19 protein-coding genes are annotated in these 14276 nt (G+C 54.9%); 7 read left to right on the top strand and 12 right to left on the bottom strand.

Going from position 1 to position 14276, the window contains the following annotated elements; all coding sequences use genetic code 11:
* Positions 1-62 precede the first annotated feature (62 nt).
* The 3 genes from ACQZ63_RS25635 to ACQZ63_RS25645 form a co-directional block, all read right to left on the bottom strand.
* On the bottom strand, positions 63-566 hold the full coding sequence (locus ACQZ63_RS25635; protein WP_173998473.1) for a DUF3459 domain-containing protein: 504 nt from the start codon (positions 564-566) through the stop codon (positions 63-65).
* A gap of 65 nt (positions 567-631) precedes the next feature.
* On the bottom strand, positions 632-1858 hold the full coding sequence (locus ACQZ63_RS25640) for an alpha-amylase family glycosyl hydrolase (protein WP_173998471.1): 1227 nt from the start codon (positions 1856-1858) through the stop codon (positions 632-634).
* The gene (locus ACQZ63_RS25645) at positions 1855-2631 is read right to left on the bottom strand and encodes an SDR family oxidoreductase (RefSeq protein ID WP_173998469.1); all 777 of its coding nucleotides are present in this window, start codon (positions 2629-2631) and stop codon (positions 1855-1857) included. The genes ACQZ63_RS25640 and ACQZ63_RS25645 overlap by 4 nt, the downstream gene beginning before the upstream one ends.
* Before the next feature lie 233 nt (positions 2632-2864).
* Between ACQZ63_RS25645 and ACQZ63_RS25650 the strand changes: the two genes are divergently transcribed.
* The 3 genes from ACQZ63_RS25650 (at position 2865) to katE (ending at position 6261) form a co-directional block, all read left to right on the top strand.
* Positions 2865-3377: a ferritin-like domain-containing protein gene (locus ACQZ63_RS25650; RefSeq protein ID WP_111783367.1), complete on the top strand. Its 513-nt coding sequence runs from the start codon at positions 2865-2867 to the stop codon at positions 3375-3377.
* Between the two features lie 106 nt (positions 3378-3483).
* Entirely contained in the window at positions 3484-3984 is a 501-nt protein-coding gene (locus tag ACQZ63_RS25655; protein WP_173998537.1) for a YciE/YciF ferroxidase family protein, read from the top strand.
* Positions 3985-4062: 78 nt separating this feature from the next.
* Positions 4063-6261, top strand: coding sequence for a catalase (gene katE, locus ACQZ63_RS25660; protein ID WP_173998467.1), 2199 nt, complete (start codon positions 4063-4065; stop codon positions 6259-6261).
* 133 nt (positions 6262-6394) lie between these two features.
* Here the strand turns inward: katE and ACQZ63_RS25665 are convergent, their stop codons facing one another.
* From ACQZ63_RS25665 to ACQZ63_RS25680, 4 genes are all read right to left on the bottom strand, one after another.
* Positions 6395-7324 carry an NAD(P)/FAD-dependent oxidoreductase gene (locus ACQZ63_RS25665; RefSeq protein WP_173998465.1) on the bottom strand — a complete coding sequence of 310 codons (930 nt, stop codon included), beginning with the start codon at positions 7322-7324 and terminating at the stop codon, positions 6395-6397.
* The gene (locus ACQZ63_RS25670) at positions 7317-7646 is read right to left on the bottom strand and encodes a DUF983 domain-containing protein (RefSeq protein WP_173998463.1); all 330 of its coding nucleotides are present in this window, start codon (positions 7644-7646) and stop codon (positions 7317-7319) included. The genes ACQZ63_RS25665 and ACQZ63_RS25670 overlap by 8 nt, the downstream gene beginning before the upstream one ends.
* A 207-nt stretch (positions 7647-7853) precedes the next feature.
* Complete coding sequence (locus ACQZ63_RS25675) at positions 7854-8024, bottom strand: hypothetical protein (protein ID WP_419457088.1); 171 nt, start codon at positions 8022-8024, stop codon at positions 7854-7856.
* On the bottom strand, positions 8024-8227 hold the full coding sequence (locus ACQZ63_RS25680) for a hypothetical protein (RefSeq protein WP_013637215.1): 204 nt from the start codon (positions 8225-8227) through the stop codon (positions 8024-8026). Before ACQZ63_RS25680 ends, ACQZ63_RS25675 begins: the two co-directional genes overlap by 1 nt.
* Before the next feature lie 339 nt (positions 8228-8566).
* On the opposite strand from ACQZ63_RS25680, the gene ACQZ63_RS25685 reads away from it, so the two are divergent.
* Entirely contained in the window at positions 8567-8812 is a 246-nt protein-coding gene (locus ACQZ63_RS25685) for a DUF982 domain-containing protein (protein ID WP_083807409.1), read from the top strand.
* A 108-nt stretch (positions 8813-8920) separates the two neighbouring features.
* On the opposite strand, the gene ACQZ63_RS25690 is transcribed toward ACQZ63_RS25685, so the two are convergent.
* From ACQZ63_RS25690 to ACQZ63_RS25700, 3 genes are all read right to left on the bottom strand, one after another.
* Positions 8921-9400, bottom strand: coding sequence for an MgtC/SapB family protein (locus tag ACQZ63_RS25690; RefSeq protein ID WP_013637213.1), 480 nt, complete (start codon positions 9398-9400; stop codon positions 8921-8923).
* Between the two features lie 231 nt (positions 9401-9631).
* Entirely contained in the window at positions 9632-10240 is a 609-nt protein-coding gene (locus ACQZ63_RS25695) for an exopolysaccharide biosynthesis protein (RefSeq protein WP_173998461.1), read from the bottom strand.
* A 69-nt stretch (positions 10241-10309) separates the two neighbouring features.
* Positions 10310-10924, bottom strand: coding sequence for a flavodoxin family protein (locus tag ACQZ63_RS25700; protein ID WP_013637211.1), 615 nt, complete (start codon positions 10922-10924; stop codon positions 10310-10312).
* 471 nt (positions 10925-11395) lie between these two features.
* On the opposite strand from ACQZ63_RS25700, the gene ACQZ63_RS25705 reads away from it, so the two are divergent.
* Both ACQZ63_RS25705 and ACQZ63_RS25710 read left to right on the top strand, forming a co-directional pair.
* Positions 11396-11638, top strand: a complete 243-nt coding sequence (locus ACQZ63_RS25705) for a DUF2934 domain-containing protein (RefSeq protein ID WP_173998458.1) — start codon at positions 11396-11398, stop codon at positions 11636-11638.
* Positions 11541-11948, top strand: coding sequence for a SemiSWEET family sugar transporter (locus tag ACQZ63_RS25710; RefSeq protein ID WP_272870725.1), 408 nt, complete (start codon positions 11541-11543; stop codon positions 11946-11948). Before ACQZ63_RS25705 ends, ACQZ63_RS25710 begins: the two co-directional genes overlap by 98 nt.
* Positions 11949-12026: 78 nt before the next feature.
* Here ACQZ63_RS25710 and ACQZ63_RS25715 read toward each other — a convergent pair whose 3' ends face one another.
* On the bottom strand, positions 12027-12278 hold the full coding sequence (locus tag ACQZ63_RS25715; RefSeq protein ID WP_448799443.1) for a DUF6894 family protein: 252 nt from the start codon (positions 12276-12278) through the stop codon (positions 12027-12029).
* Positions 12279-12814: 536 nt separating this feature from the next.
* On the opposite strand from ACQZ63_RS25715, the gene ACQZ63_RS25720 reads away from it, so the two are divergent.
* On the top strand, positions 12815-13318 hold the full coding sequence (locus ACQZ63_RS25720) for a hypothetical protein (protein WP_173998454.1): 504 nt from the start codon (positions 12815-12817) through the stop codon (positions 13316-13318).
* Between the two features lie 156 nt (positions 13319-13474).
* Here the strand turns inward: ACQZ63_RS25720 and ACQZ63_RS25725 are convergent, their stop codons facing one another.
* Complete coding sequence (locus ACQZ63_RS25725; RefSeq protein WP_013637207.1) at positions 13475-14272, bottom strand: SDR family NAD(P)-dependent oxidoreductase; 798 nt, start codon at positions 14270-14272, stop codon at positions 13475-13477.
* Between the last annotated feature and the right edge of the window lie 4 nt (positions 14273-14276).

Raw genomic sequence — 14276 nt, forward strand, 5'->3', positions numbered from 1 at the left:
GCGACGAAACTTGCAACACCAGGCGAACTCTTGACGGTGATCGTTCAAAAGCCATTCTGGTCTTAGCCGTTGCGAATGAATATCTGCACGGTGTTCGTGTCCAGCCGTCCGCCTTCTACAACATCTTCCGGAAAGAGCCGATCTCTCGGACTGTTTGGTAACGAGATACGTTGGGTGGAAAAGTTGGCCCTCAACTGCAACGTCACGCCTCCAAACTTCCAGTCGATGAAAATACACCGCTCCGGCGCGCTTACGACCTTTCCAGCAAAGCCTTTCGCGTCGGCAAGAAGCGGTATAATTTTTTCTCGCCGCAGTCTGATGAGATACTGCAGGTGGGTCGCCCATTCTCGACCTCCTTCGGTCTCGGCTTCGCGCCAGTCGAGCTTGCTCCTCAAAAAAGTGTCATAATCGTTGGGATCGGGGATATCTGCCTCCGACGAGCCTCCAGGAAAGCCTCCGAAATTTGCCGCTTCCCCAAGCCTGTTCGCACGGACAGCCTCGGCTATGTCTCCATCATAATCAGCGAAGAAATAGAACGGTTGAAGTGACCGATGGTCGTCCCCCATGAATTATAGGGGTATCTGCGGCGACAACAACAGCATCTCTATAAGCGCCCGATAGACATGATATTCTATCCCACGGTGCAGCCTGTCCCCAAGTGCTCGATTCCAACCTGGTCGTGGTTCTGAAGGAAATGGATATAGGCAGTTGGCGGCAGGGATTCTGCGGGAGGGGGATCGTCGCTAATGATTGGCTTGCCGGGATTCAAATATCCTTTCGCCATCGCATGCCGGATCATGTCCCAGTTATCGTTCTTGAACGCTTCATAGTAACCGCAACTCTCACCTGTAATTCCAACGTGCACCGCGTGGTGGAAGTCGTCATTCCAGTCGGCTTGATAAAGTCGGCCACCAGGCTGGTCCACCATCAAATCTGTTCCGTTCGCCGGGTTTTCTGTCATCAGATGGACTTGCCTGCCAACAATTTCCTTTCGGACAGTCTGTGCTATTTGCTCGAGAATATGAACGCTGCTGCCGTCCTTGATATGGTCGATTGCATCGAACCGAAGGCCGTCGAGCTTGAAATCGTGTAGCCAGTACAGCGCATTTTCAATAAAATACGCGCGCACTTCCCGCTTCTCGTAAGCGATCGCGTCTCCCCACGGGGTCGATGCGCCACGGTGGAAAAAGGCCGGCGCGTAAAGGCTCAGGTAGTTTCCTTCGGGGCCGAAGTGGTTGTAGACGACGTCTAGGAACACCATCATACCTAAACCGTGTGCGGCATCGATAAGTGCCTTAAGGTCGTCGGGCCGGCCATACGATGAATGCGGAGCAAACTGTAGGACACCATCGTATCCCCAACCGCGTTCTCCTGGAAAATGCGCAAGCGGCATGATTTCTATGGCAGTGAAGCCGAGTTCTGCAAGGCGCGGTAACTTCCTGATCGCCGCCTGAAAAGTCCCTTGTTCCGTAAACGTGCCGATATGAATCTCGTAGACGATCGTTTCTTCCCAAGGCCGCCCACACCAATCAGCATTGCGCCAATGATAGCTGTCCGGATCTGGCAGAATGGACGGCCCATCTATCTCCCCCGCTTGCTGACGCGACGCCGGGTCGCCGACGAGCCGCCCGTTCCCCAGGACGAACGCGTATTCGCTCCCATACCGCGCACTTGTCTCAATACTGTGCCAGCCATCGTCGAACCTGGCCATAGGTATGCCGACCCCGTTGAGCCATAAGCTAACTTCCTTCTGCGCCGGAGCCCAGAGTTGAAATCGGTGTCTGTCGCCGACAATCATCTTCGGCCCCCATTGCGGTTCACGCGAAACTTTTGAAAACGGGGTGGTGTCACTGTTCATCGCAGTAACCCTTGCCCACCATCTACCCAGATCGGCGATCCCGTGATGTGGCGTGCCTTGTCCGATGCCAGAAATGTTATGACGTCCGCTACATCCTCGCTACGGCCTGACTGCCCTCCCGTGATGGGAACTTGCCCTGCAGGCCAGATGACCGGGATAGCCGTCAATTCCTCATGACGCACCGAGGTGTTAGCCCCGATATTCGTATCGATTTCCCCGGGGCAAACGGCGTTTATACGGATGTGATGGCGCGCAAGTTCCAGAGCGAGTTGCTGGACCATCGCTACCTGTCCGGCTTTCGTTGCCGTGTATGCGGTCGCACCAGGTGTGGTAAAAGTTCTCGTTCCGTTTATCGAGGATACCACGACGATTGATCCGCCACCCGATACCTTCAAGTGCGGAACCGTGGTGGCTATCGTTAGAAAAGTCCCAGTGAGATTTACAGTGATCGTGTTGTTCCATTCCGCGAGGCTAAGATCATCGACCGGTGCCCAGACGCCATTGATCCCTGCGTTCGCTACCACGACATCCAGACGACCGTAACGCTCGACGAGGGTAGTGATCGCCGATCGCATCTGTTCCTCATTCGAGATGTCTGCATGCAACACGATCGCGTCTTGCCCGTTCACCTCAATCTGCCTTACCACATCGGCCAGTTCCTCGACGGCGTGGCCCAGTGCGCCGATGGCGTACCCGTTGCTTGCCAGGGAGAGCGCTGCTGCCCGCCCGATCCCGGACCCCGCCCCGGTAACCAACGCCACTCGTTTCACCATTCAACGCTCCCTTTTTCCGATGATCGCCCAAACAAATAGCTGCAGTTTTTGTTCCAGGGCGGGCGCATCGCCCGAAGGGTCTCACTACGAGGCGAAAAAGGAGTCTGGCGCTAGACACAGCATTCCAAAGCAGCCCCTTCTGTTTTTTGGCATTAGGGCAGCCGCCCGCCATACCTCGCGTGGAACATTGGTGAGTCCAGAATGTTAATGCGGTCCAACAAAGGAGAACTATTATGGCTGAAAATGAAACCCGAGAAGTCTTTGTCACCGGCTTGAAGAACGCCCACGCGATGGAGAACCAGGCCCTGTCGATTATGAAGCCGCAACTATCACGGATCGAGAATTATCCTGAAGTCGCGGCGAAACTGGAGCAGCACATCCGGGAAACGGAGGGCCAGATCGTCCGCATTGAAGACGTGCTGGCAGGGCTCAACGAAGACCATTCGTCTCTGAAAGACATGGCGCTTTCGTTCACCGGCGCGATGGCGGCAATGGGCCACACCATGGCGGGCGACGAAATCCTGAAAAATTCGTTCGCGAATTTTGCCTTCGAGAACTTTGAGATGGCCGCCTACAAATCACTTTTGACGGTGGCAGAAGCTGGCGGGTACGCGGCTGCGGCAACCGCCCTGCAGGCCAACCTTGCCGAGGAAAAAGCAATGGCCCAGTGGCTTGATGACAACCTCGTTTCGGTGACGACAAGGTTCCTGTCGCTGCGGGAAGCCGGTGAGACGGCGAAAGTCTAGGGCGACTTGGCGATGGTGAATGCCAGCTGGACCCATTCGGCGCGGGAACATTTCCGTGATCAGACAGTTAATCGGGTGCAATCAATTTCCCTAATGTAAGGAGGATATAATGGCCGACAAAACGTTGGACGACCTTTTCCTTGATACACTCAAGGACATCTATTTTGCAGAAAAGCAGATTCTGAAGGCACTGCCGAAAATGGCCCGCGCCGCCCAGTCGGAAGAAGGCAAAGCCGGCTTCCTGCAGCACCGAGACGAGACGCAGGGGCAGGTCGAGCGCCTTGAACAGGTCTTCGAACTACTGGGCAAAGCAGCACGCGGCAAGACCTGCGAAGCCATTCAGGGCATAATCGCCGAAGGCGAAGAGATCATGGAGGAATATAAAGGCTCGGTTGCTCTGGACGCAGGCCTGATCTCCTCGGCGCAGGCAGTCGAGCACTATGAAATCGCGCGCTACGGCACACTCATCGCGTGGGCCAAGCAACTCGGCCTCAAGGAAGCGATCCCTCTCCTTCAGGCTAACCTTGCCGAAGAAGAAGCGACCGATCAAAAGCTGACGCAGCTCGCCGAAGCCTCCGCAAACCCCAAAGGCAAAAAAGCTGCCTGATCATCCACCGTCTCCTGAAAGGCCGCCCATCCGGGCGGCCTTTTCTCTGTTTACTGCACCCATTATGAGGAGAGACCGATGGTCAAAAAGTCCACACCGTCAAAAACAGCAGCAACTTCGCTCAAGGCATCTGCATCCAAGAATTTATCCACCCCAAAGCAAGCTTCGGCCAACACCGTAACGATCCATGATCAACAGCTCCATCGCGGGGAAGGCGGCGAGCTTCACCAGTTCGCAGAAGGCGACACGCCTGTCATGACGACCGCCCAGGGCGGTCCAGTCGCCGACGACCAAAACACGCTACGTGTCGGTGCCCGCGGCCCGCTGATCTTGGACGACTTCCATTATCGCGAAAAGATGTTTCATTTCGACCACGAACGTATTCCGGAACGTGTGGTTCACGCTCGCGGTTACGGCGCGCATGGTTTCTTTGAGACTTATAAGTCGCTTGCGGCCTACACCAGGGCCGACCTCTTCCAGCGCCCCGGTGAAAAAACGCCGGTGTTCGTCCGCTTCTCGACCGTTGCTGGCAACAAAGGATCGGCCGATCTGGCTCGCGACGTCCGCGGCTTTGCTGTGAAGATGTATACGAAAGAAGGCAACTGGGACCTCGTCGGCAACAACATCCCCGTCTTCTTCATCCAGGACGCCATCAAGTTTCCTGATCTCATCCACGCCGCCAAGCAGGAACCCGATCGGGCGTTTCCGCAGGCGCAGACAGCCCATGACAATTTCTGGGATTTCATCAGCCTGACGCCGGAAAGCATGAACATGATCATGTGGATCATGTCGGACCGCACCATTCCCCGTTCGTTCCGTTTCATGGAAGGGTTTGGTGTTCACACATTCCGCTTCCTCAACGACAAGGATGAGTCCACCTTCGTCAAGTTCCACTGGAAGCCAAAGCTGGGGCTGCAATCGGTCGCCTGGAACGAGGCGGTCAAAATCAATGGTGCCGATCCGGACTTCCACCGCCGTGACCTGTGGCAGTCGATACAGTCAGGCAACTTCCCGGAATGGGAGTTGTGCGTCCAGCTGTTCGATCAGGACTTCGCCGACAACTTCGACTTTGACATCCTGGATCCAACGAAGATCATTCCCGAGGAAATCTTGCCAGCTCAGCCGATCGGACGCCTCGTGCTCGATCGGATGCCGGACAACTTCTTCGCCGAAACCGAGCAGGTGGCGTTCATGACCCAGAACGTGCCACCGGGGATCGATTTCAGCAACGATCCGCTGCTGCAGGGGCGCAATTTCTCTTACCTTGATACGCAACTCAAGCGCCTGGGCGGACCGAATTTCACGCACCTTCCGATCAATGCGCCCAAGTGTCCTTTCGCGCATTTCCAGCAGGACGGGCATATGGCGATGCGCAATCCAGTCGGCCGAACCAACTATCAGCCGAACTCGCGCAACGAGGGACCGCGGGAGTCGCCGGTTCAGGGATATCGCCACTTCCCTTCGGAAGAACAGGGGCAGAAGGTCCGTCTTCGCCCTGAAAGCTTCGCTGATCACTACAGCCAGGCGCGTCAGTTCTATATCAGTCAGACCCCGCCCGAGCAGCGCCACATCGCCATGGCTCTGACCTTTGAGCTCAGCAAGGTCGAAACGCCGGTCATTCGGGAACGCATGGTGTCGCATCTGATGAATATCGATGAGACGCTAGCGACGACCGTTGCCCAGAAGCTCGGCTTCCAGTCCATGCCAAAACCTGCTGATGCGGCCGTGCCCACCCGTCAGGACCTGGAGCCCTCTCCGGCGCTCAGCATCGTCGAACGCGGCCCCAAGCGTTTCGAAGGTCGCAAGCTCGGAATCTTGATCACCGACGGTGTCGATTCCAAGCTCCTGAAAGGCCTGACCGCGGCGATCACCAAAGAAAAAGCCGTATACGAACTGATTGCTCCCAAGGTCGGTGGCGTAACGGCTGCCGATGGTTCCTGGATTGAGGCGCACCATATGATTGACGGCGGCCCATCGGTCCTGTTCGATGCGGTAGCCATTCTGACGTCGCCCGCCGCGATTGACGATCTGCTGAAAGAGGCGACGGCCCGGGACTTTGTCGCCGACGCTTTCCAGCACTGTAAGTTCATCGGTTATGATCAAACAGCGCTGCCACTGCTCGAAAAAGCCGGGATTGACAATGATCTCGACGAAGGTGTTCTGGCCTTGCCTGGAGAAGAAGGCTTGTCAGCCTTCGTTTCGGAGCTAGGCAAGCTACGTGTCTGGGGCCGCGAGCCTTCGGTAAAGCTTGGCAAGGCTTCCCCGCCGATCAAGTGATCCTCGATGGGGCGCGGAGACCGCGCCCCTTCTAAGCAAAAAGGGCGATTAGGGCGGCGGCACATACATGCTTCGCAGGAGCGGATCAGCAGGCAGCAAGCTGGCGAAGCTCGCCTGACGCACTCGGGATTTATCACCGAACCAATGGTTCGATTTCACAGAGATCGTTGCGAATAGCGGTTGCAGCGACACCTGCTTGTCCCATCGCATGGCTGATCTGGTCGAGGCCTATCACGACATCGCCTGCAGCATAAAGGCCCGCAACACTCGTTCTTTGGTGCGCGTCGACGTCAATGCACCCTTCAGCGGAGATTTGCGCCCCGAGGGATACCGCTAGACTTGAACGGATGTCCGAGCCAAGGGCCGGATAGAGTGACGCGAATGCGTATGATCGGGCGGTCGTTTTCACGGTAATCAATGCCCCATCTGGTTCGATTGTCGTTACAGGCCCTTCCGCCACCTTAACGCCGAGATTTTCCAATTCTCTTCGCTCGCCGTGCGAAAGATCATGCTCCGCAGCAGGTGCCACAAGTGTTACATCCCTTGTGTAACTTCGCAGGAACTTTGCTTCCTTGAACCCCTTCGTGCCGGCTCCCAGGACACCGACCGATTTGTCCGACACCTCGAACCCGTCGCAGACCGGACAGTAACGGAGGAGCCCGCGAGTGACCGCCTCGTCGTGGGCAGCAGACAACATCAATGGTCGGCGGTTCAGCACGCCTGTCGCCATGAGCACGGTCCGGGCAGACAGCGGGCCGCCCTCGTATTTCAACGTAAAAAGATCATCGCATTTCCGAACGCCCGCGACCTTTCTGTTTATAACCGCAGCGCCGTACCGCTGTGCTTGCGCTTTCATTCTCGCCAGAAGGTCCGGCCCACTGATCCCATCTGGAAATCCTGCATGGTTGTGCGAAATCGGGATCATCGCCGCCCGGCTGGTATTATCGTCCAACACCGTCACCGAAAGATGGAAGCGGGCCAGGTAAATCGCTGCAGTCAGCCCGGCAGGACCGCCACCGATGATCGCGCAGTCCCATACTGACATTCCCGGCTGGTTAGTCATGGACGTCTCCGTCTGCAACAAGGCACAACAGTGCTGCCAACGGCAATGTTGTCGGAATTTGCCACCAGTAAGAAAGATCAAATGTTCCTTGGAACCACACGGCAAAGAGAAGAACTGGACCCGTTGCAATCATCATTGCAAAGAATGCCGGCCCGTCGGCGGCGTCAGCAAATTCGTAGTCCAAATGGCACACGTCACGGCGCGGCGTGAGCCACAAGTAGCCCTCGAATAGATGGCCTTTTTCACACCGGGGACATAGGCCCCTTACGCCCAAGGACGCAGGCGATGCAACAGGCGGGATAATGTCGCCGTCGTTGATCAATGATTACTCCTGTCGACCGTATCTCGATTGGCGACGGTATTTCGTCGTGGAAATCAGAGTGACAGGCGATGTCCGGGAACCGCTAGTTATTACGAATGCCTGCGGGTAAGTTTCCGCACAACCGCATATCCTTGATTAACTGTGAAAATCACCCTCGTTCGTTTCGCGCTCGTCGTAATTCACGTCCCATTCCTTCTTGATCGGCCTCTACCCGGGTGGATTTTTATGGGAGGTGGCGTCGTCAGAACCCGTGATGACACGCGGTTTGGCGCTGTCGACCCCATTATTGTTGTTCCGCTTCAATCCGCGTGCAAACTGGCCTTCAGCATCCTCGTGGATCTCTTCTATCGAGCCTTTGTTGTCCTCGTTCGTGGACATCACGTGTCTCCCTTGACCTTACCGGCATCACCCAAGTTCTTTCGGCAAGGATTTCCGAGATTTTCGCCCACAGAGTCCCGGTCAACCTCTGGATCGTCTTTTGCCGGCATATAGCCTGCGGGGCGAGTATCCTGCGGTCCCTCCCAGCGAGGAGACTGGACAGTTGTTCCGGGAGCGCCGGGCTTTGGTGTTTCCTGTTTCATAGTCTCCTCTCTTATCGAGCGAACCGATATAATGAGAGGTGGTTCCCTGTGATTTTAGAATTTAATGCGTAATAGAGCTGTCTACGTTTTTTAGAGATTGCACCGTCCGCACCTTGGGACGCCTTCGCCCCGAAATCTTCGCCGACCATCACAGTCGGGCGCGGCAATTCTACATCAGGTAGACAGGTGCAGAGCAGCGCCACATCGCAGCGGCACTGACCTTCGAACTCATGAACTCATCGAGATTTAGAACCACAAAGAGAAATTCATCAACTATGTGAGGCGGAACTAATTAAAGGCTTCGGCGTTTACAACCTTGGTTATCGAGGAGGTTGCGATATGTCCGGACCAGGTGCTCGGTGGAGCGCCCCTGTCAAGTTTAATTTCCCATCGAACGGCTCCTATGAGGTGGGCGGCCCATTCGAAGCGCTGGTGCATATGACGGAACAGTGGCCAGCTATCCAAGGACCAAATTTTGTGAGAGCCCGAAGCGCATGCCGAGCGGCACTGGCAGGTCACAAATCTGTCGATGAGGCTCGCACCGCTTTTGAGGCTGCGGTCGCAGAAGCGCGCCATCGACACTAAAATTTGCTACACCGGCTCTGGAACCAACGAAATCTGGTCGAGCTTAGTGCCCCGTAACCATGTTCATCGGCCTGCGTTACGCGAATTTCTTCGCGGTGGCCAAGGTAATTACTCTTGATCCGGCGCTTTAACCGGCAAGTTGACCGGGTTCCCTTCGGACTTAAAGTTTGTCATCACTCTCAAGGTCGCAAAGGTGACAACTGAGAGAACAATTGCTGTGTCATATGATCCCAGCCCCACTGCAGCGCCGATAGCACCTGTCGCCCATATGCTCGCAGCCGTTGCAGTTCCGCGCGTTCCCATTTTGCCGACAAGGATCGCTCCGCCTCCGATAAAACCGACGCCATTGATCAGGCCTTCAAGCACCCGGGCGGTTGCCTCTGCATTACCAAGCGTGATCTTTTCCGACGCTTGTATGAAGCCACATGCTGCAATCGCAACCAAAGGGAACGTTCGAAGGCCCGCACTTCGCTCATTCTGTTCGCGGTCCCATCCAATAGGAAGCGCGAGAAGATAAGCTACAAGCAGTGCGATCAGATGAGGAAAGAAGTTGAGTTCAATGCCAAACGATAAAAGCCATTCGTTCATGTGATGTCCCCCGATGCTGTCAATGACCGAGTATTATTTGTTTCTACCGTTTTCCCTCGGAAAGTGAAAAGCCGGAGTCATGAAACCGTATATTCAAATCTCCACATATTGGACGATAACTATTCTGCAGAACCCTACACGGGAACACCTCGGTTACAGGCCAAACGGGTTGCCGGAAGGCATTAGATGGAGAAGCGCTCGTACGAGGATATAACGCCGGTCACCCCTGACTTACAATTCTGACAGCGTTCTAAACACTGCGTAGCCCGTCCCGGTAGCCAACAGCAGCGCCAAGCATGCCAGCATGCCGTCGCGCCCAGCAAGTGACAACCCGATGAGAGCTACTGCCGCCATCGGTAAAGTGCTCGCAAAAGGAATGAGTTCAAGTGGTGGTACTGTCGCACAAAGGGCGATAGACAATGTCGCCAGCCCCCGAAGAAAAGGTGGTTTCGTTGCCCACGCTAGTCGCGGGCGGACCAGCTTGTCGATCCATCGCGATGCGGGTTCTATCTTGTCAACTCCACGCTTAAGCTTCGGGCCACTTATCTTTCTTTTCTCCAGCCAATCGGGGAGCCACAGGTGCTTTCGCCCAAACAGGATCTGGATCGCAAAAAAACTTATGACAATAGCGATGACGCTCGGAAGGCCTGGAATTCCTCCGATTGGGCTCATTTCGATGATCGCCGGGATTGTCAGAAAAGGCCCGAAACTGCGTTCGCCAACTGTTTGCCTTATATTATGAATTGATAGTTGTTCAGAGTCTCGGGCAAGAGCCTTGATATCTCGGAGAAGCCCGCCGAGGTTTTGCTTTCGTTGATCAGCGTTAGCATCCGACGTCATGTATCGTTTCCAAAATCTATGGGCTCAATGCGGCGCAAAAGTTGTAGGCCGATCTGCATGAGGCCGAACTCACTGCTCACCAGGATATTGATGCTCTTGCAGAAGGTTGGCGAGATGCGCTGTGTTCCGGACTAGCATTTCCACCATCGTCGTTACCGTCTCGGGCGTATCTTCCAAATCGCAGAAGTTTGTTGATCCCATTGCTTCACCCACCCAATAAGCGACGGCATTTGCCGGGATCGTAAAGCCGACATCATTCAAGGCCTGGAAAACTTCGGCAGACACATGATGCGCACCGTCCTCATTGCCAACCACAGCGACAGCGGCAACCTTTCCATAAGAAACCATACGACCTTGTTCATCGGTTTCCTCCAAAAACGCATCCATGCGCTCCAGCGCCCGCTTTATGACGCTCCCCGGCTGCCCAAGCCATATGGGGGTACCGACAAGAAGGATGTCCGCATTTAGAATTTTAGTCCTTATCGCGGGCCAAGCATCGCCCTCCCCCTCATCAGATGAGACGCCGGGCTTGATGTCGTGATCTGCCAGCCAAACTGTTTCTGTCACTGCATCGAAAGACTTGAATTCCTCCGCTATGAGATCAAGCAGACGTGCGGTCGACGATGTCTCTGTTGATGACGATGATTTGAGAGTGCCGTTGAGGGCAAGAACCTTCAGTGCCATATCTTCCTCCAGAAAAATGTGTGTTCGTCCAGCAATCTCTATCAGGATGATCGACGGCCCAGGATCAGCTGAACAACTGCCATGCCAACCTTGGAGTGGGGTATTTGGTTCCCCGAAACATGCGGTCCGCATCGGTCGTCACGTAAACACTCGGCCGTATCCAGCAGGCTGTCACAATTGGTCAACCGATGGAGATGATGACAGTAAGCCCACAAGATTTGGAGGCGCTGAATATTGCAATCGGTTGATCGTGCCGATCATCCTGAGAGAACAACGATCATTCCTCGACGTCCATGACACCAGCAAATCTTATGATCTGGACCCTCGTCCTTTGACCGATGCTATCCTCGCTGAGCGCCGCAAAAAACGAAAATCGTATCCGCCAAGCCCCAGGAACATTATCGATGCTGAACAGTTGAAAGGCCTGCCAGTCCGGCTAGAATATCAACAAAAGAGACCCGAGCAGCACCAATGAACGAGAAACGCGATATCTGGATCAGCGCACGCGCATATGCACTTTGGGAAGAAAACGGGCGGATAAACGGAGACGATCACGAACACTGGCTGCAAGCCGTCCGAGAATACGAGCTTATGATGCAAACCCGCGCATCGCCTGATGGTTCGGAAATACTGGCCAGCCGAAACACGGCGAGACGAGTTAGCCGTGGACGAAACGCGCCAGCGCAACAATGGGTCGATAGTACCGAAAGTTAGCCATGAGGGACTGCCTGCTGTCCCTCCAACAGCAGCATCTGCACGAAGGAAACATTCATTGGATACCGCTCTGTTGGTCGGATACCTCGCCTCAATGTGTTCAGTCTTAAGCTTTGTTCCACAAGTCTACAAGGTTGTCAGGACCAACGATACCAAGGCGATCTCGACAGGAATGTACTGTCTCACGGTTACAGGATTTGCACTTTGGACCATATTCGGGGTTATGCGCACCGAATGGCCTATCATCATGACGAACTCGGCTTGTTTTATATTGTCGCTGGTCATTCTCGTAAAGAAGTTAAGATCGTAAGCCCTCTCGAACGGGTGCCACAATAGCCGGTGCGATTTGGATATAGGTGAGAGGCTGAATGGGTCGAGCGGGAGCGCGTCACGCGTCTTCAGCAATCACACCTCTGGACACTGAATTCAATGGTATCCTGTCCATTAAAGATCGGTCCGAACGCGTAATCTCGAAGTAGATTCCGTTTAGATCGTGACCTTTAATTATTTTGTCCGCCGCCAGCTCCCGCGCAGTCCTCATGGCCTCTAAACACGCATTTTTGTCATCCGCAAATTCGGCCCCATGCTCATCGATCATAGCGACGTCTTCATAGTGGAAACGAAAAAAATACATAGGCATGGCGTTACCGTTCGAGTGGAGAACCAATTACGTTGGCCGGGCGTCAGTTTGAATATGGTTGGCTTCGAGAAGTACAATCATCTCGTCTGCCTCGTCCTCTGTCAGGGCATCCATAGGTAGCTCATCGACTGTAGCCGGTCTTGCCGTGACAGAGTCGATGACAGTCCAAAATTCATCATGAATGTTTCTTCGTTTTTCGAACCGGCTCATGGCGTAATTTCAGCAAAATGGCTTTGCTGGTCAAATACGAGTTCTTGCGATCAATAATTTCCAGTCTCGCAGACGGAATGCGTGACAGTGGTGGTGAATGGCATCAGCTGAGGAGACTGCGAGGGGCGGTGGTTCGAGCCTCTGTATGACGGCCATACGGTCCGTCTGCGTGGCGGTAGCAGATTCGCGGTGATCTTTGTGGGTCGCAACTAAACCGAAGTGTTCTGCGGACCGTAATGTTAATCGATCGTGACGGATGATTGCCCCGCCCATCATCCCTCACGGCACGGCATGTTGGCACGAAAAGGACAAGAGATAAGACAGCTATGGAAAATCTAAGACCGAAACTGATCGAACACTCGATGCAAGGAGCTGGCTTTTATTCGTGGTCACTCCAAACGAATATTCTGACGGCCGACAAGGCATATGCGGACATCTACGAGATCGACGAGAGAGAATTGGCGCAAGGGTTACCGGTCGAGTACATCCTCGCCAGGATCGTCGACCAGGACCGTCCCCGGTTGGCAGCTCGAATTCATGACGTCATCCTTGGCGGGCAATCATTTGTTTCGTCATACGGCGTCGTTTGTCCGAGCGGCTGCACAAAAGCTCTTCTGAGCATGGGCTCGTGTTCGAAAGACGCAAACGGCGATCCGTCAATCTATACTGGAATCGTCCTCGTCGAGCGGAATTTCGGCAATGCCGTGGAAGCCGTGCAACTCGAGTCCCAGATTTCGGCGGCGATCGATTTAGCAAGAAGCGGCAGGCACGAGCTTACTGAACGCTATCTCGTGTCGGCGCTCAAATCATTGGCGACCACTGGGCTGTAACGACCTGTCACCCATCAGGCATTTCACAATCCTCGCCTTGAAAAGAATCGAACCGTTAATCCTGGTACCGCAAAGCTCTCGCCTTCAAAAGTTACCATGTGCACCAGCGGGTGCCTTCTAGTCCAACGACGTTGGGTCCATATTCCGGCGCCTGATTTAGTTCTTGCCGGAGCCCGGCTCGGCCATCTTTGCATGTTGATGGGCCAGCGTGCTCGCCGGGGTGACGTTGGCGACTGCGGCTTGCAACTTGTTCTTCCAGCCGCTGACAACGTCGCCTTCGCCATCCATCATCGCGTCATAGCCAACCTTGGCAACGTCGGCCGGGTCATCCTTCTTCGCCTGAGCGACGGAAGTGTCCGTCATGTTAGCCCGTTGAAAAAACTCAGTCTCCGTCGGACCCGGCATCAGACAGCTAACCGTAATGCCGCTGTCTTTCAGCTCTTCGCGCAACGCGAAGGAGAAGCTGTTGATGAAAGCCTTGGTACCATTGTAGACGGCCTGATAAGATCCGGGCATGAAGCCGGCAATCGAACCGGTGAGCAGAATGCGGCCTTGACCGCAGCTGCGCATCAAATTTCCGACCTGCTGCACGAGATAGATGGTGCCGACGATATTGGTACCGACGACCTTGCGCGCCTCGGCGAAGTCTTGGTCCAGGAAACCCTTTCCCAACCCGCGACCGGCGTTGGCCATCAGCAGATCAACGGAGCGGCCAGATGCCTCGATGTTTTCGAGAAGGCGGTCGACGCCTTCCTCCGTGGACAGGTCGGTCTCGATGGCGTCCACCGAAGTGCCGAATTCCCTGAGGCTGGCTGCAGCCTTATTGATGCGGGGCTCATCGGCCGCAATGATCAGATCATAGCCATCCTGTGCAGCACATTTGGCCAGTTCGTACCCAATACCCGTCGATGCACCCGTGACGACGGCAAGGCCTTTTCCCGTTTCAATCGCCATGCTG

This window comes from Agrobacterium sp. CG160-95 (assembly GCF_053521725.1).

Bases quoted from the DNA above. Each gene is read 5' to 3' on its own strand.
- ACQZ63_RS25635 (WP_173998473.1), bottom strand. From the start codon at position 566: ATGGGGGACGACCATCGGTCACTTCAACCGTTCTATTTCTTCGCTGAT.
- ACQZ63_RS25640 (WP_173998471.1), bottom strand. From the start codon at position 1,858: ATGAACAGTGACACCACCCCGTTTTCAAAAGTTTCGCGTGAACCGCAA.
- ACQZ63_RS25645 (WP_173998469.1), bottom strand. From the start codon at position 2,631: ATGGTGAAACGAGTGGCGTTGGTTACCGGGGCGGGGTCCGGGATCGGG.
- ACQZ63_RS25650 (WP_111783367.1), top strand. From the start codon at position 2,865: ATGGCTGAAAATGAAACCCGAGAAGTCTTTGTCACCGGCTTGAAGAAC.
- katE (WP_173998467.1), top strand. From the start codon at position 4,063: ATGGTCAAAAAGTCCACACCGTCAAAAACAGCAGCAACTTCGCTCAAG.
- ACQZ63_RS25665 (WP_173998465.1), bottom strand. From the start codon at position 7,324: ATGACTAACCAGCCGGGAATGTCAGTATGGGACTGCGCGATCATCGGT.
- ACQZ63_RS25675 (WP_419457088.1), bottom strand. From the start codon at position 8,024: ATGTCCACGAACGAGGACAACAAAGGCTCGATAGAAGAGATCCACGAG.
- ACQZ63_RS25680 (WP_013637215.1), bottom strand. From the start codon at position 8,227: ATGAAACAGGAAACACCAAAGCCCGGCGCTCCCGGAACAACTGTCCAG.
- ACQZ63_RS25685 (WP_083807409.1), top strand. From the start codon at position 8,567: ATGTCCGGACCAGGTGCTCGGTGGAGCGCCCCTGTCAAGTTTAATTTC.
- ACQZ63_RS25690 (WP_013637213.1), bottom strand. From the start codon at position 9,400: ATGAACGAATGGCTTTTATCGTTTGGCATTGAACTCAACTTCTTTCCT.
- ACQZ63_RS25695 (WP_173998461.1), bottom strand. From the start codon at position 10,240: ATGACGTCGGATGCTAACGCTGATCAACGAAAGCAAAACCTCGGCGGG.
- ACQZ63_RS25700 (WP_013637211.1), bottom strand. From the start codon at position 10,924: ATGGCACTGAAGGTTCTTGCCCTCAACGGCACTCTCAAATCATCGTCA.
- ACQZ63_RS25705 (WP_173998458.1), top strand. From the start codon at position 11,396: ATGAACGAGAAACGCGATATCTGGATCAGCGCACGCGCATATGCACTT.
- ACQZ63_RS25710 (WP_272870725.1), top strand. From the start codon at position 11,541: ATGGTTCGGAAATACTGGCCAGCCGAAACACGGCGAGACGAGTTAGCC.
- ACQZ63_RS25715 (WP_448799443.1), bottom strand. From the start codon at position 12,278: ATGCCTATGTATTTTTTTCGTTTCCACTATGAAGACGTCGCTATGATC.
- ACQZ63_RS25720 (WP_173998454.1), top strand. From the start codon at position 12,815: ATGGAAAATCTAAGACCGAAACTGATCGAACACTCGATGCAAGGAGCT.
- ACQZ63_RS25725 (WP_013637207.1), bottom strand. From the start codon at position 14,272: ATGGCGATTGAAACGGGAAAAGGCCTTGCCGTCGTCACGGGTGCATCG.